The organism is Deinococcus sedimenti (genome assembly GCF_014648135.1).
Classification (GTDB): domain Bacteria; phylum Deinococcota; class Deinococci; order Deinococcales; family Deinococcaceae; genus Deinococcus; species Deinococcus sedimenti.
This window is the reverse complement of record NZ_BMQN01000001.1, coordinates 314,222-335,608: the sequence shown is the minus strand read 5'-3', so window position 1 is coordinate 335,608 and position 21,387 is coordinate 314,222. Positions and strand designations below refer to the sequence as shown.

Here is a 21,387-nt window from a genome sequence, read left to right as displayed (position 1 = left end):
CGGCTGGAAGGTTCAGATTCCATGACCTTCTCACGTATGGGCTCAGCCCGGGCAGGCCGGATGGGCGCCCAGCAGGCAGAAAGACGCCCAGTCAGATGAGAGGTCCTCATGGTCGTGAGGGCCCGCTTTGCCACCTCTCAGAGGGTTGACATATGGCGTTCCTACGCTGCATGTCCCGAAGGAGGTCACCATGAATGCACGTTCTCTCACCGCTTGGACTGCGGCCCTCGCCCTCACTGGAATGACCGGGAACGGACTGTCCGCCACCACCTGCGTCACCAAACCCACCCACGCCTTCAATGGGCTGGTGAAAATCACGTACCCGTCCAGTTCTGGCTCCGCGTACCTGCAGCAAGCCTGCGACACTGGGGCGCAGCAACTGAAAGCCGACATCATGGCGAACGCGCGCGCACAGGGCATTTCCGTGAAGTGGATCGAGATCTACGGCGCACGGAACTGGGGCTCGACCTTCCACGACCTGATCTACAAGACCCGCGCGTTCGGGTACGCTCAGGCGGCCTACGGCAAGTACAACGTCATCCCGAAATCACGCATGAGTGGCGCGGAGTTCCTCGTATACGCCACGAAAAACGGGAAGTACATCTCCATGGGGTCTCAGCGGGAAGGGGCCAGCAGGGCCAAGACGGCTGATGTCTTCATCGTGTACGGCAATTGACCTAAGCCCGCTGCCATTCAGGAGATTCTCAATCCTCCCCGCAGGGCGCTGATTGCCGACGCCGTGAATTCACGCGCGACCGCGGAGTCCGGCGCGAAGCGTTCGAAGGCGTGGTACGCGCCGGGCACCTCCACGTATTCGCAGGGCACCCCGGCGGCCTGGAGTCGCCGGGCGTAGTCCCGGTCCTCTTCGTGGAAGAGGTCGAGGGTGCCGACCCCGATCCACGCGGGCGGCAGGCCTGTGAGGTCGGCGCGGCGGGCGGGCGCGGCGTACGCCGGGGCGCGGTCCGGGTGGGGTGGGCGGCCCAGGTACGACGTCCAGCCCAGCACGTTCGACGCGGGCCGCCAGATGAATTCGCCCCGCCCGGCGTGATCGGCATTCAGGGTGGTGCGGTCGTCCAGCATGGGGTAGTACAGCAGCTGGAACGCGGGGGTGACCTCTCCCCGGTCGTGCGCGAGTTGCGCCAGCGCGGCGGCCAGTCCGCCCCCGGCGCTGTCGCCGACGAGGGCGATGCGGGCCGGGTTGAGGCCCAGCGCCTCTGCCTCGCGGACCATCCAGGTCAGGGCGGCGTAACAGTCCTCCAGCGGTCCGGGGAACGGCGTGCCCGGCGCGAGGCGGTACTCGACGCCCACCACGACCACACCCAACTCCCGTGCGTACGCGGCACTCTGCGGGTGGGACGCCGCCGCCGAGCCGGTCACATACCCGCCCCCGTGGATGTTCAGGATCGCCGCCGCCCCAGCTGGGAGGTTCGGGGGTCGGTACACGAACACCGTCACGTCCGGCGCACCGGGCGGGCCGGGAATACGCCGCTCCTCCACCGTCACGCCGTCCGGCAGCGCAGGAGCCTTCGCGCGGGCCTGCAATGCCCCCATGACCGCCACGACACCCGGCGTGAACGGCGGCGAGCGGAAGCGCACGAACGGAGAGCGCAACTCTGGGTGCAGCCGGGCATACGAGGCGGCGCGTCTGGTCGAGAGGACCCACGCGCCCAGCGCCAGCGCCGCCCCCACCCCCCACAGTCTTCCGGATCTCATGGCTGATTGTCGCACCAGAACATCACGCGTCGGCTGACCGATCTGCGGGTGAACTATGCACGGTGAGGGTGACGTTCCACAGCTTCCCCTCCTGAAGCGCGATCAGGGCTCCAGAGGGAGCTTCCCAGAGCTGCCCGCCATCTTCCTCTTTCATCAGGGTCAAAGGAATTCCCTGTGCAGCGCACCACCCCAGGAGATCGCCGGAGAAGGGGTCGAAGCCACACCAGTGCACGAGGTCAGACAGACCGTGATGGGCACTGGTCAGCACCTCAATGCTGTCGAGACGGCCATCAATGAATCAGAACACCAGATTGTGGCGCTGAAGGTGCGACACACCCTTCCCGGTTCGCATCGCACCGAACGGTACCCGAAACCGCTCCAGCACATGCTCTATCCGATCATCAGAACGCAGGGGGAGTTTCTCTCTGGCCGTGAGCAGTGTTCGGAGGGAAATGGTGTTGAGGCGCGGTACCCCTCCATGCTGGGCACCGCGCCTCGGGTTGTCATCCGCGCTCTGGCGGACGCGGGGTTCAGTCCGCGAAGCGTTTCAGGACGTCGCGGCTGATGACGAGGCGTTGCACCTCGTCGGTGCCTTCGCCGATGCGGGTGAGGCGGTTGTCGCGCCACATGCGTTCCACGGGGTACTCCTTGATGTAGCCGTACCCGCCGAGCATCTGGATGGCCTCGTCGCACGCTTCGACGCCGACGGTGGTGGCGAAGAGTTTGGCGCGGGCGACCGGCACGGTGAAGTTCATGCCGGCGTCCTTGAGGTCGGCGGCCTTGCGGATCAGGAGGCGCGCGGCGTCGAGTTTGGTGTCCATGTCGGCGAGGCGGAACGCGAGGTTCTGGTTGTGCCCGATGGGTTTACCGAACTGTTCGCGCTGGTTGACGTAGCGGGCGGCGTACTCGAACGCGGCGCGGCCCAGGCCGAGGCCCATGGCGGCGATGCCGACGCGGCCCCCGTCGAGGACTTTCATGACGTCCTTGAAGGCGTTCCCCCGCTCGCCCAGCAGCGCGTCGGCGGGGAGGTGGATGTCCTCGAAGATCAGCTGCGCGGTGTCGCTGCTGCGCAGGCCGAGCTTGTCTTCCTTGCGGCCAATCGAGAAGCCCGTGACCTCGTCGCGGTTGAACACGAACGCGCTGATGCCGTCGTTCTTGCCCTTGCCGGGGCGGGGGGCGTCCGTGCGGGCCAGGATGACGTACGTGCCGCCGACGCTGCCCTGCGTGATGAAGTTCTTGCTGCCGTTCAGGATCCAGCTGCCGTCGGGCTGCTCCTTGGCGTTGCTCTGCATGCCGCCGCTGTCACTGCCGCTGCCGGGCTCGGTGAGGCCCCACGCGCCCAGCTTCTCCGCGCTCGCCAGGGCCGGGAGGAACTTCTGCTTCTGCGCCTCGGTCCCGCCGATCAGGATGTGGCCCTGGCACAGGCTGTTGTGACTGGCGACCGTGAGGCACAGGCTGCCGTCCACCGCCGCGACCTCCTCGATGATCATCGCGAACGTCGCCGTGTCCAGCCCGGCGCCGCCGTACTCCTCGGGCGTCTGCGCGCCCATGATGCCCATCTCGCCCAGTTCACGGACGATCTGCATGGGGAACTCGCTGGTCTGGTCCCGCTCGGCCGCGCCGGGCTCGACCTTGTTCTTCAGGAAGCTGCGCAGCGCGCTGATGATCGTGCGCTGGTCGTCGTTCATGGGCTGCGTGTTCGGATTGCTGACGTCGGGACGGTTCAGGGTGCTGGTCATGGGGGGCTCCTTCGGAGGGGGTGATGGTTGAAAGTTGATGGGTGATAGTTGATGGAGGAAGGGATGTGGTCTTTCGACCATCGACCTTCAACCATTAACGGCTTCACACCTGGAAGACGCCGACGCGGAATTCGTCCTGGTGGGGGTTCTGCGCGCAGGCTTCGAGGGCGCGGATGAGGCGGTCACGCGTGTCGTTGGGGGGGATGATCTCGTCCACCCAGAGGCGGGCGGCGGCGTAGCGGGGGTCCAGTTCGGTGTCGTACTTGCTCTTGACCTCGTCGTAGAGGCGCTGGAGTTCCTCGTCGTCGGGCTGGTGGCCGCTGCGCTTGAGGGCGGCGAGCTGGATGTCGAGCAGGGTCTTGGCGGCGGCGTTGCCGCTCATGACGGCGTATTTGGCGCTGGGCCACGCGAACAGGAAGCGGGGGGCGTAGGCCTTGCCGTTCATGGCGTAGTTCCCCGCCCCGAAGCTGCCGCCGGTGATGATGGTGATCTTGGGCACGACGCTGTTGCTCACGGCGTTCACGAGTTTCGCGCCGCGCCGGATGATGCCTTCCTGTTCGCTGTCGCGGCCGACCATGAAGCCGGTCACGTCGCTCAGGAACACGAGGGGCACGCCCGCCTGGTTGGCGTCCATGATGAAGCGGGCGGCCTTGTCGGCGCTGTCGCCGTAGATGACGCCGCCGACCTCGATGCGGGTGCGCAGGCCGGGTTCGCCGCCGCTCTTGAGTTTCTTCTTGATGACGGTGCGCTGGTTCGCCACGAACGCGACGGGGTAGCCGCCGGCGCGGGCGAAGCCGCACACGAGGGTCTCGCCGTACTCGGGTTTGAACTCGTGGAACTCTCCCCCGTCCACGAGGGCGGTGATGAGGTCGCGCACGTCGTAGGTTTTGCTGCCGTCAAAGCCGACGAGGTCGGTGAGGTTGCGTTCCGGGGCGGGCAGCGTCTCGCGGCGGCGCCTGGCGAACGGGGCGGGGTCGCCCTGGGCGTACAGGTCGGCCAGCGCGCGGATGCGTTTCAGTGCGGCGGCGTCGTCGGGCTCCTTGTAGTCCACGGTGCCCGCGATGCTGGCGTGCATGCTGGCCCCGCCGAGGTCCTCGCTGTCCACGACCTGTCCGATGGCGGCTTTGACCAGCGCGGGTCCGGCGAGGTACAGCCCCGAACCCTCGGTCATGATCAGGGTGTCGCACATGACGGGCAGGTACGCGCCGCCCGCGACGCAGTTGCCCATGATGGCGGCGATCTGCGGGATGCCGCGTGCGCTCATGCGGGCGTTGAGGTAGAACACGCGGCCGAAGTCGTCCTGGTCGGGGAAGATCTCGTCCTGCATGGGCAGGTACACGCCCGCGCTGTCCACGAGGTACACGACCGGGAGGTGGTTTTCCAGGGCGATGGTCTGCGCGCGGATGACCTTCTTGGCGGTGATGGGGAAGAACGCGCCGGCCTTCACGGTGGCGTCGTTGGCGATGATCATCCACGGGCGGCCCTGGATCTGGCCGATGCCGGTGACGGTCCCGCCGCTGGGGCAGCCGCCGACGTCCTGGTACATCTCCCATCCGGCGAAGGTCATGAGTTCGTCGAAGGGGGTCTGATCGTCGATCAGCTGGCGGATGCGTTCGCGGGCAGTCAGGCGGTTCTTGTCGTGCTGGCGCTGCTGGGCCTTGGCGCCGCCACCGGCGTGGACGCGGGCGCGGTCGGTGTCCAGGCGGGCCAGGGCGTCGGCCCAGGGGGTCTGAATGGGGGGCGCCGGAGGGGCGCTGGTGTCAGGCTGGGTCATTGTTGCCCTCAGTCTAACAAACGCTCGTTAGGGATGTGCGGTGTGGTTGGACACGCTCCTGCATCCGGCGCCCCGGCGGATCCCCGCGTGCTTCCCCGAGCCGAACCACCGGGCGCGGGTGAAAGTGAAACGCCCCAGAAACGGCGCGCGGCGCACCCTGTCCTCACAGACGCCCCAGCTTCAGTTCCCGGCGTCTTCAAGGAGAACACCATGCGTCACCTCACGACCCTGCTGGGCCTGACTGCCCTCACCACTGCCGCCGCCGCACCCGTCACGCTCACCCTGAACGGGCAACCCACCACCCTGAGCACCAGCGTCATCGGCGGCGTGACGTACATCAAACTGGCGGACCTTCAGAAGGCCCTGGCGGCGCAGGGCGGCGCGAACGCGAAAGCCAGCGTGTCCGGCTGCCTGAACGAGTGGCTGTTCAACGGCATCTGGCGGATGCGGGTCACGAAAGTCCAGCCGATCTCCGACGGCGGGTACGGCGTGACCGTCGAGGTGAAAAACGGCACCACCCAGACACTGAAAATGAACGATGCCGGTATCCGGTACAACAACGCCATCAACCTGATCTTCGCCGACGGCAACAGCTGGGCGAAGATGAGCGTCACCGCGTGGCAGGACAAGACGTACGCGAAGCTGCCGCAGGGCACCGGCACCGTGTTCGAGTTCCGCATCTTCCCCGAGGATCAGAACGGCGCCGCGTCGGCACCCACGAAATTCCTGTTCGAGGTGCTGAACGAGACGAGTTCGGATGTCAAGCCGCGCTTCACCGTCGCTGACCCCAGCTTCCGGGTGGATCTGACCTGCCGCAAGTGACGGTGCGCGCCGGGCCTGACATGCGCGACGACTGACACAGTGTCAGACTGAGTGACACCGTGACTGCCCCCTCTCCCCTGCCGCCCCGCCCCCGCACCTCGCCGCTGCGTTCCGCACTGAACCTGCGCCGCGACCCGCTGGGATACCTGCGCCACCTGCGCGCCGCGTACGGCGACGCGTTCACGCTGCGGATCGGCCCGCGGGACGTGCTGGTCGTCACGCACCCGGACGCGGCGCGCGAGGTGCTCGTCACGCAGGCCGCGAGTTTCCGCAAGGGGCGCGGCATTCAGAAGATGCAGGACTTCCTGGGCACGGGCCTCCTGACCGCCGAGGGGCAGACGTGGCGCGCGCACCGACGCCTGATGCAGCCGTCCTTTCACCGCGCGGCGCTGAGCGGCATGGCGGACGACATCGTGGGGTCGGCCCGGCCCACCCACGCGGCCGTGCTGAAGGCCGCCGACACGGGAGAGACGGTCGAGGTGGGGGGTGAGATGCTGCGCGTCACGCTGCGCGCCGTGGCGTCCGTGCTGTTCGGGACCGGCCTGACCGACGACGAACTGCGCGTGGTGGAATCCGAGTTGCCGCCCCTGCTGCATCACACGGTCAGCCGCGCACGGGCGGTGGTGGACCTGCCGCGCTGGGTGCCCACTCCCGCCGGGCAGCGGTCCGCGGCGGCCAGCCGGGCGCTGGACGCGATCGTGGCGCGGATCATCGCCGCGCGCCGCGCCGAGCAGGAGGCCGGAACGCCCGGCGGGGACCTGCTGGGGCTGCTGCTGGCCGCCCGCGACGAACAGGGCGCGGGCCTGAGCGACCGGGAACTGCGCGACGAGGTCATGACGCTGTTCCTGGCGGGTCACGAGACGACCGCGAACACCCTGACGTTCCTGCTGCTGCTGCTGTCGCGTCACCCCGACGTTCAGGCGCGCGTGCGGGCCGAACTGCGCGAGGTGCTGGGCGAACGGGACCCAGAGGGAGCGGACCTCCCGCGCCTGCCGCTGCTGCACGCCTGCATTCAGGAGACGCTGCGCCTGTACCCGCCCGCGTGGCTGGTTCCCCGGCAGGCGACCGCTCCGGTGCGCGTGGCGGGCTTCGACCTGCCGGAGGGCGCGTCGGTGTCGGTGTGCATCTCCCTGCTGCAACGACACGCGGCGTTCTGGCCGGACCCGCACGCCTTCGTGCCCGAGCGCTGGCTGGGCGGCGGGCGCACCCCGGAGGCGTTCATGCCGTTCGGGCTGGGACCGCGCATGTGCATCGGGAACAACCTCGCCCTGATGGAGGCCGGGCTGATCGCCGCGCTCCTGCTGCGCGACGTCACGGTGACCGTCCCCGACGGTGGCCCCGCCGGCCTGCACGCCAGCGTGACGCTGCGCCCGGACGGTCCGGTGAACGCCGTGTTCCGGCGCTGAATAGCGACCGGCCCCGGCATCACGCCAGGGCCGGTCATCTGAGCCGGTTACGCGTGGATGGGCGCGCCGGTCTTCGCCTGCAATTCCTCCAGCGTCACGCCGGGCGCGAGTTCCACCAGTTTCAGGCCGCCGGGCGTGACGTCCAGCACGCCCAGATCCGTGATGATGCGGTTCACGACCGCCTGCCCGGTCAGCGGCAGGGTGCAGTCGGGCAGGATCTTGTGCGCGTCCCCCTTCGCGACGTGCTCCATGAGGACCACGACGCGCTGCACGCCCGCCACGAGGTCCATCGCGCCGCCCATCCCCTTGACCATCTTGCCGGGAATCATCCAGTTGGCCAGGTCACCCTTCTCGCTGACCTGCATGGCCCCCAGAATGGCGAGGTTCACGTGCCCGCCGCGGATCATGGCGAAACTGTCCGCGCTGGAGAAGAAACTCGCGCCGGGCAGCGCCGTGACGGTCTGCTTCCCGGCGTTGATCAGGTCGGGGTCCACCTGATCCTCGGTGGGGAACGGGCCGATGCCCAGCAGGCCGTTCTCGCTCTGCAGCATGACGTTCACGCCGTCGGGGATGTGGTTGGCGACCAGGGTGGGCAGGCCGATGCCGAGGTTCACGTAGTAGCCGTCCTGCAGTTCACGGGCCGCGCGGGCGGCCATCTCGTCTCGGGTCCAGGGCATGAGGTCTCCTCTGTGGGGGGTTGAAGTGTGGAAAGTCAGGCGCAGCTTGCGGCGCAGCCCGCCGGGGTGTCAAGCCGCGTGACCCGCCGGGTCGGACAGGGTCATCATGCCCGTCGCGCGTCACAGCGCCGTTTCACGCGGGGCAGTGGCTGGTTCAGTCGACCCGCAGCACGCGGCGCAGGATGACGTGGTGATCCTCGAAGAACTGCCGGGGTCGCGCCAGAGCGAGCGGCAGGGGCACGGGGCGGGTGCCGGGCGGCGGAGAGGCCACACGGACGACGTGCGCGGTGGTGGGTACGCCCAGCGAGCGGGCCGGGTGGCTGAACACGGTCGCGCCCGCAGGCAGCCTGTCGGGGTGCAGGGGCGTGGCGGGGAGGGTCCACAATCCCGCGCCGACCGGGCCGGGGCGTCGGGCCAGCCACACGTGTTCCGGTGTGACGTGCAGGTCGAGGCGTTCGTGTCGGGGCGCGCCATCCCAGGCGGTCCGTTCGGCCTCCAGTGCGGCCCATTCGGTGCGCAGGCGGTCGAAGGTGCGGGTGTCCCGGAAGCGGGTCAGGACCGCCGCGACCGCCGGGGGCAGGTCCGGGGACACCTCACCCTGCCCGAGGAGGCCAGCGCGGGCCTCGGTGGCGTTCAGCACGCCCTCCCCCACCCGCAGGGGCGGGCTGGGGTCCAGGGTCCACTCGGGGAACCAGCGCAGGTAGCTGCTGCTGGCGTCCTTCTCGAAGCCCGTCAGGACGACGGGGGCGTTCCCGGCGGCCTCGTGCGCGGCCCGGCGGACATGCGCCGCCCAGCGGGCCGCGTCGAACTCGTCCGGGAGGGGCCGCAGGGTCACGCGGCGCGGCGGGACGCCCGTTTCCCTCAGTGCAGCGCGGATCATCCCGGCCCGTTCGCGCGGCGTGAACGGGTTGCGGGCGCTGCGGGCGAGGTTCGCGCTGCCCAGCAGCACCAGCAGCCGCCCGTTCCCGACCTCCAGTGCCGCCTGCATGGCGTGCAGGTGCCCGGCGTGCGGCGGCTGGAAGCGGCCCACGTACACGGCCAGTGGGGCCGCGTGTCTCAGCCCCGCTCTCCTTCCGGGATGGGCTGGCCGCGCAGGTCCAGTCCGGTCGCCCACACGCACCCGGCCGAGATGATGAACGACGCGGCGAACACGGTCAGCGCCTGGCCCAGGTTCCCGCTGAGCAGCAGGCCGCCCGCCACCGGGGAGATCAGGCTGCCCAGCCGCGCGGCGGCACTGACGGTCCCCATGCCGGTGGCGCGTAGGGTCGTGGGGAACACCTCGGCCGCGAAAGCGTACAGTGCACCCCACGCGCCCAGCAGCGAGAACGACAGCAGGCCCGACGCGACCAGCGTCCACGCGGGCGAACTGGACAGCATGAACAGGTACGCGCCGCCCGCGCTGGCCAGCATGAATCCCACCAGGGTCGCGCGGCGCCCCGCCCACTCCACCATCAGGCTGGACAGCAGGTACCCCGGCACCTGCGCCAGCGCCAGGATCATGGTCACGCGGTACGCTTCGGGCAGGTCCACACCCTGCGTGCGCAGGTGCGTGGGCAGCCACGAGAAGATCCCGTAGTACCCCAGGCTCATGCCGAACCACGCGGCGGACAGCAGCAGCGTCCGGTCCCGCAGGTGCGGGGCGAGCAGCGCCCCCCAGCGCGGCGGTTTCGCCGTCAGGCGGCGCGGCGCGGCCAGCGGTTCTGGCGGGAGGGTCTGACCGTTCAGCGCGGCCACGCGGGCCAGGGCGGCGCGCGCTTCTTCCACGCGGCCTCGGGAGATCAGCCAGCGGGGCGAGTCCGGCACCCCGGTCCGGACCAGCAGGCCCACCACGCCGGGCAGCGCCGCGATCAGCACCAGCACCCGCCACGACTCCTGTGGGGGCAGCAGCTGCCCCACGCCGTACGCCAGGGCTGCGATCATCAACGTGCCGATTGCCCAGAAGCCCTCGGTCAGGACCAGGAAACGGCCGCGCACGCGCCGGGGCACGAACTCGGCCATCAGGGCGTAATCGACCGCCATGGTCCCGCCGATGGCGAATCCCGCCAGGACCCGCGCGCCCACCAGCACCCAGATGTTCGGGGCCATGGCGCCCACCAGCCCGAAGATCACACCGGCCAGCACTGTGAACAGGAACACGGGGCGACGCCCGTACACGTCGGCCTGCCGGCCCCAGAAGGGCGCGCCGAGCAGCATGCCGAGGAAGGTCGCCGAGAGCAGCATGGTGGCCCCCAGCGCCCCGGGTGGCAGGCCGAATGTGGCGTTCACGCCGGGTAGCGCGAAGCCCATCAGCAGGACTTCCATGGCGTCCGCCGCGAAGGTCAGGCCGCAGATGAGCAGCAGCCGCAGCTGGAACGGACCCACGCCCAGCGACTCGATCACGCTGTCCACGGTCCGCGTGCCGGGCTGCGGCGCGGCTGGCGCGTGGTCCGGGAGTTGCAGTCGCGTGGGCGCCTCGGTCACCCGTTCAGTGTAGAGCGTTCTCGAGGGCCCGCCTGCGCCACTTGCGTGCAGGTGAAATACTGCGCCGCATGAGGGCGCAGCAGAGCATCATCAGGGAACTGGAAGTCCGGCCCACGGTGGACCCGGCGGCGGAGGTGGAGCGGCGCGTGGCGTTCCTGTGCACGTACCTGCGCGCGTCGGGCACGCGGGGGTTCGTGCTGGGGATCAGTGGCGGTCAGGACAGCACCCTGGCGGGGCGACTGTGCCAGCTGGCCGCCGAACGCCTGCGCGCCGACGGTGCCGAGGCGACGTTCGTGGCGGCGCGCCTGCCGTACGGCGTGCAGGCGGACGAGGCGGACGCGCAGCGCGCCCTGACGTTCATCCGCCCCGACCGGAGCGTGACGGTGAACGTGAAAGAGGCCGTGGACGCCGCCAGCCGGGCCGCCGCCGCCGCGCTGGCCGAGACGGGCGTGGGCGGCGAGCTGCGGGATTTTGTGCGGGGGAACATCAAGGCCCGCGAGCGGATGGTCGCGCAGTACGCGCTGGCCGGGCAGCTGAACCTGCTGGTGGTCGGCACCGATCACGCCGCCGAGGCGGTCACGGGCTTCTTCACGAAGTACGGGGACGGCGGCGTGGACGTCACGCCCCTGACCGGCCTGAGCAAACGCCAGGGCGCACAGCTCCTTGAATTCCTAGGCGCACCCGAGGAGACGTGGCGCAAGGTCCCCACCGCCGACCTGGAGGACGACCGCCCCGGCCTCCCCGATGAAGTGGCATTGGGCCTGACGTACGCCCAGATCGACGACTACCTCGAAGGGAAGGAGGTCGCGCCGGAGGTGGCCGAGACACTGGAGCGGATGTACCGCGTCACCCGCCACAAGCGCGCCGTGCCGGTCACGCCCTTCGACCGGTGGTGGCAGGAGGCGTGAACCAGAGGGCGGTCCAGGCTCAGCCACCGGACCGCCCCCTTTTCAATGTCCGGTTCAGCCTGCGCGGACGGTGCGCTGCTCGATGCGTTTCTCGGGCGCAGCGTTCAGCACGACGCGCTGCACGAAGATGCCGGGGGTGTCCACGTCGTCCGGGTCGATCTGCCCGATCTCCACGATCTCCTCGACCTCCGCGACCGTGACCCTGCCGCAGGTGGCCGCCATGGGGTTGAAGTTGCGGGCGGTCTTGCGGTACACGAGGTTCCCGGCCCGGTCCGCCTTCCACGCCTTCACCAGCGCGACGTCGGCGACGATGCCGCGTTCCAGGATGAACGTCTGACCGTCGAAGTCCTTGTGTTCCTTGCCCTCGGCGACGGTGGTGCCCACGCCGGTCTTGGTGTAGAAGCCGGGGATGCCCGCGCCCCCGGCGCGCATGCGTTCGGCCAGGGTGCCCTGCGGGGTGAATTCCAGTTCGAGTTCCCCGGCGAGGTACTGGCGTTCGAATTCCTTGTTCTCGCCGACGTAGGAGCTGATCATCTTGCGGATCTGGCGGGTTTCGAGCAGCAGGCCCAGGCCCCAGCCGTCCACGCCGGCGTTGTTGCTGACGGCGGTCAGGCCGGTCGCGCCGCTGTCGCGCAGCGCGAGGATGAGCTGTTCGGGAATGCCGCACAGGCCGAAGCCGCCCACGGCGATGGTCTGGCCGTCGGCGACGATGTCGTGAAGCGCCGCGCGGGCGTCGGGGTACACCTTGTTCATGTTGGCTCCAGTGTAGAACGAACGGTCGTTAGGAGATGGGGAGGCTGGACAGGAACCCGTCCAGCAGCGCGCGGAACCCGTCCAGCAGCGCGCGGAACGCGGCCGGGTCCTCCTGCGGGAACCCGTGACCGCGCCCGGGCAGGATGGTGGCCGCCGTGCCCAGCGCCGTCGCCTGCGCGCGCACCATGTCCGGCGTGATCAGCGGGTCCAGTTCACCACCCAGCACCAGCGTGGGCAGCCCGGCCAGGGGCGCCGCATCCACCCGCCACGCGGCCAGCGCGCGGGCGTTCCCGCTGTAGTGCGTGACGGCCATGTTCGCGCCGTCCGCCAGCAGGTCCGCGAAGTTCGCGGGGCGCCGCGACGGGAACAGCGCGCCCAGGCTGGCCTCCATCAGCGGCGGTGTGGTGCGCAGCAGTTCCAGCACCGGGTAGTTCTCCTCCGGCGTGACCAGCCCACCCAGGGGCGCACTGGCCGCCAGGACCAGACCCGAGAGGGCCTGCGGCTCACGCGCCGCGACCTCCAGCGCCACCGCGCCGCCCAGCGAGTGTCCCAGCAGCACGGGCCCTTCGATACCCTGCGCGCGCAGCCAGTCCTGCACCCAGTCCGCGTACGATCCAATCGAGATCTCACCCTTGTGGGGCGTGCCCGCGAAGCCCGGCAGGTCCGGGGCCAGCACCCGCCACCCTGCAGGCGGATCGGCCAGCAGGTCCACCCACCAGCGGGCGGACGCGAAATTCCCGTGCAGGGCCACCAGAGTGCGGGTCATGCCTCCATCAGACATGGCGCACCTCCGCCACGTCCAGCGCGGGCGGGATCGGCGCCGCGCCCAGCAGGTCCCGTAGGGCGTCCTCGAAGGCGGCGGTGTCGGTCAGGCCGCCCAGGTGCCCGCGCGGCGAGTCGAATTCCAGGTGGGTGTGCGATACACCCGCCTCCTGCGTCCGGGCGGCGAAATCTCGCATCTCGGCGGCGGGGAAGAACTGGTCGCCGCGCACGTTCACGCTCAGGAGCCGGGTGCCCAGGTCGCGCCAGCGGCGGCACAGCTCGTCCAGCGGGGCGACCTCCATCAGGTCGTGGGTCTGCACGGCCCGGCCGATGTCCAGCACGTGGCTCAGGTCGGCAGTCGCGGTGCGGGTGCGCAGGTAGGCGTCCACGTCCTCCTCGCGGAACAGCAGGTCCATGCCGTCCGCGCCAAGCCCGAAGAAGGTGATCAGGCGCAGCGTCTCGTGCAGCGCCGCGTCCGGGTCACCCTGCGCCGCCGCGTGCAGCAGCGGCCCGAACACGCCGCGCAGCACCGGACCCGTCACCGGGCTGGTCACGACCGCCGCCACGCGCGGCGCCAGCGCCGGAGCGCGCGCCGCCCACTGCAGCGCCTGCATCCCCCCGAAGCTGGGACCGACCACCGCGTGCCAGCGCGGAGCGTCCAGCGCGCGCAGCAGGCCACACTGCGCCGCGTGCAGGTCCGCCATCGTCCACGCCGGGAACCGCTCGCCCCACGGCTGCCCGTCCGGGTGGGGCGTGGCGGGGCCGGTCGTGACGACCTGCGGGTCGCGCACCTGCACGTTCCCCAGGCTGTTCAGGCACACCACGTGGAACCGGTCGGTGTCCAGCGCCCGCCCGGGGCCGATCAGCGCCGCCCACCAGCCGGGCGTCCCGTCAGGCTGAACCCCGGCGGCGCGCATGGTGCCGGTGTAGTGGTGGCAGACCAACACGGCGTTGTCGCGCGCGGCGTTCAGTTCACCCCAGGCGCGCCCGCCCAGGCGCACGGGGACGGGGACGCCCGCCACGTTCAGGTCACCCCGCAGTTCGAACAGGCCGGGGGAGTCGCCCGGGGTCCAGGTCCACTGACTGTCTCGCATCGCGGTTCAGGCTAGGTGGGGGGCGTCACGGGCCGGTTACACGCCCGGTCAGCGGCAGGTGTAACGCCCGTGTGACGAGACGGTCCTAGACTGCCGGGCGAACATGAAAACACTCCTGATGACGGGCATTCTGCTTGCGCTGTCCGGCGCGAGCGCGGTGAAGGTCGGCGTGCTGCTTCCCCTGAGCGGGGCGGGCAGCGTGTCCGGGCAGGCCGCACGAAGCGGGTACCAGCTGGCACTCGACGAGATCAACAAGGCAGGCGGCGTGCTCGGCAAACCCCTGGAACTGGAATTCGCCGATGACGGCAGCGCCCCCGCCAAGGCCGTGCCGGAATTCGTGAAACTCGTGACGGTCGAGAAGGTGGACTTCATGGCGGGCGGCGTGAGCAGCGCCACCAGCATCGCCATCAGCGGCCCCGCCAAGCAGTACGGCACCTTCATGGCCTGGATCGGCGCGGCCGCCGTGCCCGTCGAGGACGCCTTCGCGGACCACCCGTACTTCTTCCACTACCACCCCTGGTCGTACTACAACTTCGAGGCGATCCTCGGGTACTTCAAGTACCTCAAGACGTACAAGAAAGCCAAGAACATCGCCATCGCGTACGAGGACGGCCCCTTCGGCAGCGCGGGCATCGACGCGACCGTGGACGCCTTCAAGAAGGCCGGGTTCAACGTCGTCATGACCGAGAAGTTCAAGACCGGCAGCGGCAACTTCGGCCCGCTGGTCAGCAAGGCCAAGGCCGCGAAGCCCGACATCCTGTACTGGGTCGGGTACGACACCGACGCCCTGCCCCTGGCGACCGAGATCAAGCAGCAGAACCTGCAGCTGGGCCTGCTGTACGGCACGCCCCCCAGCTGGCCCGTCGGCTTCGAGAAGAACAAACTGGCCGACAACGTCGCGGGCCTGAGCCTGTGGCTGTCCACCAGCCCCAACAAGGACAGCCGCGCGTTCGTCGCCGCGTACAAGAAGAAGTACGGCACGGTGACCGACGAGTACTTCGCGCCGCTGGCGTACGTGAACCTCAAGACGCTGGCCGCCGCGATCAACCGCGCGGGCACGACCGACAAGGCCAAAGTCGCCGCCGAGATGGCGAAGACGAACGTGTCCACGCCGTTCGGGCAGCTGACCTTCAGCCCCAGCCTGAAAACGAAGTACCAGGGCTTCAAGGCCGGGAACTGGCTGCACTTCCAGTACCTCGGGGACGCGCGCGTGCCGGTCTACCCGATCAAGTTCGCGCAGAAACCCATGGTGTACGGCAAGTAACGCCCTGAGTGATGGGCTCCGAGCTGTGAGTTCTGGGCTGTGAGCTGCCGGGAAGCACGTCCCCGGCAGTTCGGGGCCCGGAGCGTTTTTCTGGACGGCGTCCTCGCAGGGTCGAGGGGAGGAAGAGAGATGGACTTATTTGTGCAGACGCTGGTCAACGGCCTGCTGCAGAGCGGCCTGTACGCGCTCGTCGCGTCGGGGCTGGCGCTGGCGGTGGGTGTGGTCGGCATCGTGAACTTCGCGCATGGGGAATACCTGATGATCGGGGCGTTCCTGGCGTGGGCGGGCAGCGCCTTTCTGGGCGTCGATCCGCTGCTGAGCCTGCCGGTCATCGCGGTGGCGGTCTTCGCCATCGGGGCGCTGACGTACCGGGTGAGCATCCGGCACGTGCTGCTGGCCCCGGAACTGAACCAGATGCTGCTGACGTTCGGGCTGGGCATCCTGCTGCAGAACCTCGCGCTGATGCTGCTGGGCGGGAACACCCGCACGGTCAGCACGCCGTACCAGGCGAGCAGCCTGCAACTGGGTGACCTCAGCGTGGGCGGCCCGAAGGCGCTGGCGTTCGGGCTGGCGGCGCTGCTGCTGGCCGCGCTGTACGGGGTGCTGTACCGCACGACGCTGGGCCGCCAGATGCGGGCCGTGGCGCAGAACCGCCGGGGAGCGCAGCTGATCGGCATCAACGTGGACCGCGTGTACCTGATCGCGTTCGGCGTGAGCTGCGGGCTGGCGGCGGTGGCGGGCGTGCTGGTCAGCGTGCTGCTGTTCGCGTCCCCGACGGTGGGGCTCGTGTTCGCGCTGAAGGCCTTCGCGATCATCGTCATGGCGGGCCTGGGGAACCTGACGGGCGTGCTGTGGGCATCGGTGCTGCTGGGCGTCAGCGAGGCGCTGGTGCAGACGTACGTGCCGGGCGGCGGCGGCTGGAGTGACGCGGTGTTCTTCCTGATGATCTTCGGAACGCTGGTGCTGCGGTCCTTCCGGGGCGCCAAATGAGCGCCCGTCAGGCCGAAGCCGGCGCACCGGTGCGTGCGGCGCCGCGCCGGGAGATCACGCCGGGCGCGGTCCTGCCCCTGCTGGGGTTCCTGCTGCTGGCGGCGCTGTTCCCGTTCCTGCCACTGGGCACCCGTTCGGAGTTCCTGCTGCAGATCGCGTTCTTCACGCTGGTGGCGGGGATCATGGCGCTGTCGTGGGACATCCTGGCGCGCAGCGGGCAGGTGAGCCTCGCGCACGCGGCGTTCTACGGGCTGGGCGCTTACGGGTACGCACTGCTGCTGAAAGCGGGCCTGCCGTGGCTGCTGGCCATGCCGGTCGCGGCACTCCTGGCTGGCGGCGTGAGCCTGATCCTGGGCACGGTCACGATGCGCCTGAGCGGCATGTACTTCGCGATCGCCACGCTGGCGTTCACGGAGGTGGTCCGCACGATCATCCAGAATCTCCCCGAGAGCGTCGCGGGCGGCGCGACCGGCCTGCTCGTGCCCGCGCTGCTGGGCGGGAACAGCCGCGCGCAGTATGGGCTCGCGTGGGGGCTGCTGGCGTTCACGGTGCTCGTCAGTCTGGCGGTGCGCCTGACGCGGCTGCACTTCGCGTTCGCCGCGATCCGGCAGGGCGAGGAAACCGCGCGGGTGCTGGGCGTGAGCATCGTGCGCTTCAAGCTGCTGGCGTTCTTCATCAGCTCCTGCCTGGCCGCGCTGGCGGGCGTGCTGTACGCCGGGAAGACGTTCTTCATCAACCCGCTGGAGACCTTCAGCCTGGCGAACTCCATCGCGCCGCTGACCACCTCGATCTTCGGGGGGCTGTACACGACGCTGGGACCGGTACTGGGCGCGACCGTGCTGCGCGTGGCCGAGGAAGTGCTGCACAACAGCGTGAAGAACGGGTACCTCGTCGTGTACGGGCTGGTGCTGATGCTGAGCATCCTGTGGCTCCCGCGCGGCCTGATGGGCCTGCGCCGGGGCAGGAAACACGGAGGTGACCTGTGACTGCCACTGCAACCAGGGGCGTCCCCTCCCCCGCCCCGCAGGGCGTGGAGGTCCTGCGCGCCGAGGGCCTCTCGAAGCGCTTCGGCGGCCTGAAGGCCGTGCAGGACGTGTCGTTCACGCACCAGCAGGGCGAGATCCTGGCAGTGATCGGGCCGAACGGGGCGGGCAAGACGACACTGCTGAACCTGCTGTCCGGCGTGTACCGCCCGTCGGCGGGGCGGCTGCACCTGATGGGCCGCGACGTGACCGATCAGCCCATGGAGGCCCGCTGTCACGCCGGGCTGGGCCGCGCGTTCCAGATCGTGCGGCCCTTCCCGGAGATGACCGTGCACGAGAACGTCACGGTGGGCGCCCTGTTCGGGAAGCCCGGTCAGCGCCTGCCGGAGGCGCGCGAGCGGGCGTGGGCGCTGCTGGAACGCACCGGGCTGGCGGCGCACGCCGACAAGGCCGCGCATGAACTGACGCTGTTGCAGGACAAGCGACTGGAGGTGGCGCGCGCCCTGGCGACGAATCCCAGCGTGCTCCTGCTGGACGAGGTGATGGCGGGCCTGCGTCCCGGCGAGGCGCAGGAGGCGGTCGCGCTCGTGCGCGGTGTGCGCGACAGCGGCGTGAGCGTGCTGTTCATTGAGCACATCATGCCCGTCGTGCGGGATCTGGCGGACCGGGTGGTCGTGATGGATCAGGGGCAGGTGCTCGCGCAGGGCACGTACCGCGAGGTGACGGCCGACCCGCGCGTGGTCAGTGCGTACCTGGGCACGGAAGAGGGGCTGCACGCATGACAGGAATTGCGGTGAGTCGGAGACGAACCCGACCGGAGGGAGAAGCAATGACGAACGGACTTCAGGAGATGGACGGACTTCCGGTGGTGTTCCGGAAGGTCGGGAATCGGATGAATCCGGTATGACCGACACATTGAATCGGACGGCCCCCGCGTCGAATGACGTGGGGCAGGAACTGAGGATTGAGGGTCTGGCTGCCGGGTACGGGAAGGTGCAGGTGTTGTGGGACGTCTCGCTGCACGCCGCGCCGGGTGAGTTCGTGGCGGTGATCGGCGCGAACGGGGCGGGCAAGACGACCACGCTGCGCGCAGTGAGTGGCGTGGTGAAGCCCACGGCGGGCCGCATCACGCTGGGCGGGGTGGACATCACGCGGGCCGAGCCGAGCCGCGTGGTGGCGCTGGGCCTGGGGCACGTCCCGGAGGGCCGCGAGTTGTTCCCGCACATGACGGTGCGCGAGAATCTGGAGCTGGGCGCGGCCATGAGTGCCGCTGCCCGCGCGCGCGCCGCCGAGACGCTGTCGGAGGTGTACGCACTGTTCCCACGCCTTCAGGAGCGGGCGGGGCAGCTGGCAGGCACACTGTCGGGCGGCGAGCAGCAGATGGTCGCGGTGGGCCGCGCGCTGATGGCCCGCCCCAGCGTGCTGGTCGTGGACGAGCCCAGTCTGGGCCTGTCGCCGCTGATGACGCAGACGGTGTTCGAGGCGCTGAAGGCCGTGAACGCGCGGGGCGTGACGGTGGTGCTGGTCGAGCAGAACGTGAACCTCAGCCTGAAGCTGGCGCACCGGGCGTACGTGCTGGAGAACGGGCAGGTCGTTAAGGAGGGGACGGGCGCGGCGCTGCTGGCCGACCCGGCCGTGCGCGAGGCGTACCTGGCGCTCTGACTGGACAGCAGGGCGGGAGGGGACGATTCCACGTCCTCTCCCCTTTTTCTGTTATTTGGGGAGGCCGCCGACGGTCGTCAGGGCGACGCCCTCCTGCCGGGCGTAGCGCAGGAAGTCCCGCAGCACGTCGAGCATCTGCGGGGCGTTGTCATGCAGGAGCACGATGCCGCCCGCGTGCAGGTGGGTGCGGTAGCGGCGTTCCAGGACGGTGTCACCGGGGTTCTGGAAGTCGCCGGGGTCGTCCGTCCAGAACACGGTGGTCAGGCCTGCGTCGCGCGCCGCCTGGAGGGTCGCAGGGGTGTAGTCGCCGCCGGGCGGGCGGAAGTACCGTACGGGTTTGCCGGTCAGGTCGCGCAGCAGGGCGTTCGTGCGTTGAAGTTCGTCCAGGACGGCCGCCGGGCTCAGGGGGGGCAGGCGGACGTGGTGGTAGGTGTGGTTGCCGACCTCGTGACCCTGGGCGGCCATGTCGCGCACGAAGTACGGGTACGCCTGGGCGTTGCGGCCGATCACGAAGAACGTGGCGTGCGCGCCGCTGCGGCGCAGCAGGTCGAGCAGCAGCGGTTCGAACAGCGGGTGGGGCGCGTCGTCGAAGGTCAGCGCGGCCAGATCCGTGGTGCCCCGGCGGGCGCGGTACAGGAGCCCGCCGTGTTCGCCGCCGGCGACCTGGGCGGTGGTGTCGCGCAGTCGCGCGCGGTTCTGCGCGGTCAGGGGCGCGGCGGGGTCGGTGGTGAGGGTCGGGGTGGTCTCGCGGACGCGGTCGGCGGGGCGCGTGGCGGCGCTGGTGGGGCCGGGGTTCACCCACGCGCGGTCGTACGGGCCGCGTCCGGCGGCCCAGGCCTGAAAGTCGTTCAGGCGGGCGCGGGGGACGCTGGCGGTCAGCAGGGGGAGCGGCCCGCCGAATCCGGCGTAGCTGCCCGCGTCATACACGCTGACGTCCACCTCGGTCAGGTCGGGGCGCGCGGCGAACACGCGCTGCACGGCCGCCTCGGCCAGGGGGCGGGCTTGGGCGTGCTGCGCGGCGTTCAGGGTGAGGATGGCGTGCGCGACCGTGATGAACCCGTTGCCGAGCACGTTCACCGTGTGCACGTACGCCAGGGCGGGCGTGAGGGTCAGGGTGGGCAGTTCCGGCGCGGTCTGCGTGCCGGGCGCGATGGGTTGAATCTGGCCGGGCAGCGTGGCGAACGTGGGGGCGTGAGCGGCCAGGGTCGGGGTCGGCGTGCCGAGGGTGAGGGTGGCCAGCAGGGTCGGCAGCGGTCGGCGGGTGGGGGTCAAGAGGCACTCCGGGTCAGCAGGGCGAGGATCGGGGCGAACAGGTTCGGGAAGCGGCCCGTCGTGGCGGCCCACTTCAGGTTGGCCTGCATCCCGGCGGGCGTGTGGCCCTGGGCGGCGTACAGGGTCGCGGCGGCGCGGTACTGGGTGCGGGCCGCCTCATTCTCGCCTTCCTTGCGCAGGGTGGTGCCCAGCACGCTGGCGGCCAGGGCGTTGCGGGGTTCTTCTTTCAGGGCGCGGCGCAGCAGGGTCTCGCTGGTCTTCAGGCCCTGCGGGGTGCTGCGTCCAGTGCCGGTGCCGAGCACGCCGCCCACGGTGCGTTCGGCGCGGTAGTAGTCGTACTGCGAGCGCAGGTAGGCGAGGCTCAGGAAGCTCAGGCCCGCGCTGGGCACCCGGCCCCGCCCGTCCGCGCGGGCGTAGGCGGTCATGCGGTCGCCCTGGAAGGTGGGGGTCACGAAGCGCCACGCGCCGTCCACGCGGGCCAGCAGGCCCTGGTGGCGGGCGAAGGGCGTGGGTTCGCTGGCGTCCACCTGCACGTCCCCGCCGGGCAGGCGCAGCACGCTGGTGACGTGCCCCAGGTTGCTTTCCTGCCCGGTCTGACTCTTCCAGACCATGACCAGTCCGGCGTCCAGGCCCGCGCGTTGCAGCAGGGCGGCGATGATCGTGCTCTGGAGGAGGCACTGCCGCTCGCCGTGCAAGGCGGTCGCGGCGAACTCGTAGCCGCGTTCCAGGCTGAAGCGGGGAATGCTGGCCTTGATGAAGCGGTGCGCCCAGGCGGCGGTGTCCAGCGCCAGCTGATCGTGCGCGGTCCCCGTGAGGCGCTTCAGGTGGGCGCGGCGGGCGTCCAGCGTGCCCGTCAGGGTGGCCTGCCCTTCCAGTGTCACGCCAGCGCGGGCGTAGGCGGCGTTCAGCCAGTCCTCGAAGGTGCCCTTCAGTCCGGCGCGGGCGTACGAGTCGGCGGCCAGGGCGCGGAAGGCGGGGCCGCCCAGGTGCAGGTCAGCGGGCGTCATGGATGGGGGGGCGGCGTGGGCGGGGGCGGCCAGCAGGGCGAGCAGCGTCACAGCCGAGAAGGTGGGCAGGGTCAGGGATCGGTTCATGGGGACCTCGTGCA

Annotated in this window: 20 protein-coding genes; 9 read left to right on the top strand and 11 right to left on the bottom strand. The window is 70.1% G+C overall.

Going from position 1 to position 21,387, the window contains the following annotated elements; translation table 11 throughout:
- The first annotated feature begins 190 nt into the window (after positions 1–190).
- Positions 191–676, top strand: coding sequence for a hypothetical protein (locus tag IEY69_RS01665; protein ID WP_189071413.1), 486 nt, complete (start codon positions 191–193; stop codon positions 674–676).
- A 17-nt stretch (positions 677–693) separates the two neighbouring features.
- On the opposite strand, the gene IEY69_RS01660 is transcribed toward IEY69_RS01665, so the two are convergent.
- The 3 genes from IEY69_RS01660 to IEY69_RS01650 form a co-directional block, all read right to left on the bottom strand.
- Entirely contained in the window at positions 694–1,713 is a 1,020-nt protein-coding gene (locus tag IEY69_RS01660; protein ID WP_229783550.1) for an alpha/beta hydrolase, read from the bottom strand.
- Between the two features lie 530 nt (positions 1,714–2,243).
- A complete protein-coding gene (locus IEY69_RS01655; protein ID WP_189071412.1) occupies positions 2,244–3,452 on the bottom strand; it encodes an acyl-CoA dehydrogenase family protein in 1,209 nt (402 codons plus the stop codon).
- A gap of 103 nt (positions 3,453–3,555) precedes the next feature.
- Positions 3,556–5,226 carry an acyl-CoA carboxylase subunit beta gene (locus IEY69_RS01650; protein ID WP_189071411.1) on the bottom strand — a complete coding sequence of 557 codons (1,671 nt, stop codon included), beginning with the start codon at positions 5,224–5,226 and terminating at the stop codon, positions 3,556–3,558.
- A 210-nt stretch (positions 5,227–5,436) separates the two neighbouring features.
- Between IEY69_RS01650 and IEY69_RS01645 the strand changes: the two genes are divergently transcribed.
- Both IEY69_RS01645 and IEY69_RS01640 read left to right on the top strand, forming a co-directional pair.
- Positions 5,437–6,048, top strand: coding sequence for a hypothetical protein (locus IEY69_RS01645; RefSeq protein WP_189071410.1), 612 nt, complete (start codon positions 5,437–5,439; stop codon positions 6,046–6,048).
- Positions 6,049–6,107: 59 nt separating this feature from the next.
- Positions 6,108–7,454: a cytochrome P450 gene (locus tag IEY69_RS01640; RefSeq protein ID WP_189071409.1), complete on the top strand. Its 1,347-nt coding sequence runs from the start codon at positions 6,108–6,110 to the stop codon at positions 7,452–7,454.
- Between the two features lie 47 nt (positions 7,455–7,501).
- Here IEY69_RS01640 and IEY69_RS01635 read toward each other — a convergent pair whose 3' ends face one another.
- From IEY69_RS01635 to IEY69_RS01625, 3 genes are all read right to left on the bottom strand, one after another.
- Positions 7,502–8,131 (bottom strand): CoA transferase subunit B, encoded by a 630-nt coding sequence (locus IEY69_RS01635; protein ID WP_189071408.1) that lies wholly within the window; start codon positions 8,129–8,131, stop codon positions 7,502–7,504.
- Between the two features lie 154 nt (positions 8,132–8,285).
- On the bottom strand, positions 8,286–9,167 hold the full coding sequence (locus tag IEY69_RS01630) for an adenylyltransferase/cytidyltransferase family protein (protein ID WP_229783549.1): 882 nt from the start codon (positions 9,165–9,167) through the stop codon (positions 8,286–8,288).
- Positions 9,168–9,187: 20 nt separating this feature from the next.
- Complete coding sequence (locus tag IEY69_RS01625; RefSeq protein ID WP_229783548.1) at positions 9,188–10,591, bottom strand: MFS transporter; 1,404 nt, start codon at positions 10,589–10,591, stop codon at positions 9,188–9,190.
- A 68-nt stretch (positions 10,592–10,659) separates the two neighbouring features.
- Between IEY69_RS01625 and nadE the strand changes: the two genes are divergently transcribed.
- Positions 10,660–11,499 carry an NAD(+) synthase gene (gene nadE, locus IEY69_RS01620; protein ID WP_189071407.1) on the top strand — a complete coding sequence of 280 codons (840 nt, stop codon included), beginning with the start codon at positions 10,660–10,662 and terminating at the stop codon, positions 11,497–11,499.
- Between the two features lie 54 nt (positions 11,500–11,553).
- Here nadE and IEY69_RS01615 read toward each other — a convergent pair whose 3' ends face one another.
- The 3 genes from IEY69_RS01615 to IEY69_RS01605 are packed head-to-tail and all read right to left on the bottom strand — an operon-like array spanning position 11,554 to position 14,108.
- Positions 11,554–12,252, bottom strand: coding sequence for a CoA transferase subunit A (locus IEY69_RS01615; RefSeq protein WP_189071406.1), 699 nt, complete (start codon positions 12,250–12,252; stop codon positions 11,554–11,556).
- Between the two features lie 28 nt (positions 12,253–12,280).
- On the bottom strand, positions 12,281–13,018 hold the full coding sequence (locus tag IEY69_RS01610) for an alpha/beta fold hydrolase (RefSeq protein ID WP_189071405.1): 738 nt from the start codon (positions 13,016–13,018) through the stop codon (positions 12,281–12,283).
- A gap of 7 nt (positions 13,019–13,025) precedes the next feature.
- On the bottom strand, positions 13,026–14,108 hold the full coding sequence (locus IEY69_RS01605) for an alpha/beta fold hydrolase (RefSeq protein ID WP_189071404.1): 1,083 nt from the start codon (positions 14,106–14,108) through the stop codon (positions 13,026–13,028).
- A 103-nt stretch (positions 14,109–14,211) separates the two neighbouring features.
- Here IEY69_RS01605 and IEY69_RS01600 point away from each other — a divergent pair, with 103 nt between their 5' ends.
- The 5 genes from IEY69_RS01600 to IEY69_RS01580 all read left to right on the top strand — a co-directional run bounded on the left by IEY69_RS01600 (position 14,212) and on the right by IEY69_RS01580 (position 19,007).
- The gene (locus IEY69_RS01600) at positions 14,212–15,372 is read left to right on the top strand and encodes an ABC transporter substrate-binding protein (protein WP_189071403.1); all 1,161 of its coding nucleotides are present in this window, start codon (positions 14,212–14,214) and stop codon (positions 15,370–15,372) included.
- Positions 15,373–15,501: 129 nt separating this feature from the next.
- On the top strand, positions 15,502–16,362 hold the full coding sequence (locus IEY69_RS01595) for a branched-chain amino acid ABC transporter permease (protein ID WP_189071402.1): 861 nt from the start codon (positions 15,502–15,504) through the stop codon (positions 16,360–16,362).
- A complete protein-coding gene (locus IEY69_RS01590; RefSeq protein WP_189071401.1) occupies positions 16,359–17,348 on the top strand; it encodes a branched-chain amino acid ABC transporter permease in 990 nt (329 codons plus the stop codon). The genes IEY69_RS01595 and IEY69_RS01590 overlap by 4 nt, the downstream gene beginning before the upstream one ends.
- Positions 17,345–18,127 (top strand): ABC transporter ATP-binding protein, encoded by a 783-nt coding sequence (locus tag IEY69_RS01585; RefSeq protein WP_229783546.1) that lies wholly within the window; start codon positions 17,345–17,347, stop codon positions 18,125–18,127. The genes IEY69_RS01590 and IEY69_RS01585 overlap by 4 nt, the downstream gene beginning before the upstream one ends.
- A gap of 121 nt (positions 18,128–18,248) precedes the next feature.
- Positions 18,249–19,007, top strand: a complete 759-nt coding sequence (locus IEY69_RS01580) for an ABC transporter ATP-binding protein (RefSeq protein ID WP_189071400.1) — start codon at positions 18,249–18,251, stop codon at positions 19,005–19,007.
- 51 nt (positions 19,008–19,058) lie between these two features.
- Here the strand turns inward: IEY69_RS01580 and IEY69_RS01575 are convergent, their stop codons facing one another.
- Positions 19,059–20,279 (bottom strand): polysaccharide deacetylase family protein, encoded by a 1,221-nt coding sequence (locus IEY69_RS01575; protein ID WP_229783545.1) that lies wholly within the window; start codon positions 20,277–20,279, stop codon positions 19,059–19,061.
- A complete protein-coding gene (locus tag IEY69_RS01570; RefSeq protein WP_189071399.1) occupies positions 20,276–21,373 on the bottom strand; it encodes a hypothetical protein in 1,098 nt (365 codons plus the stop codon). Before IEY69_RS01570 ends, IEY69_RS01575 begins: the two co-directional genes overlap by 4 nt.
- Between the last annotated feature and the right edge of the window lie 14 nt (positions 21,374–21,387).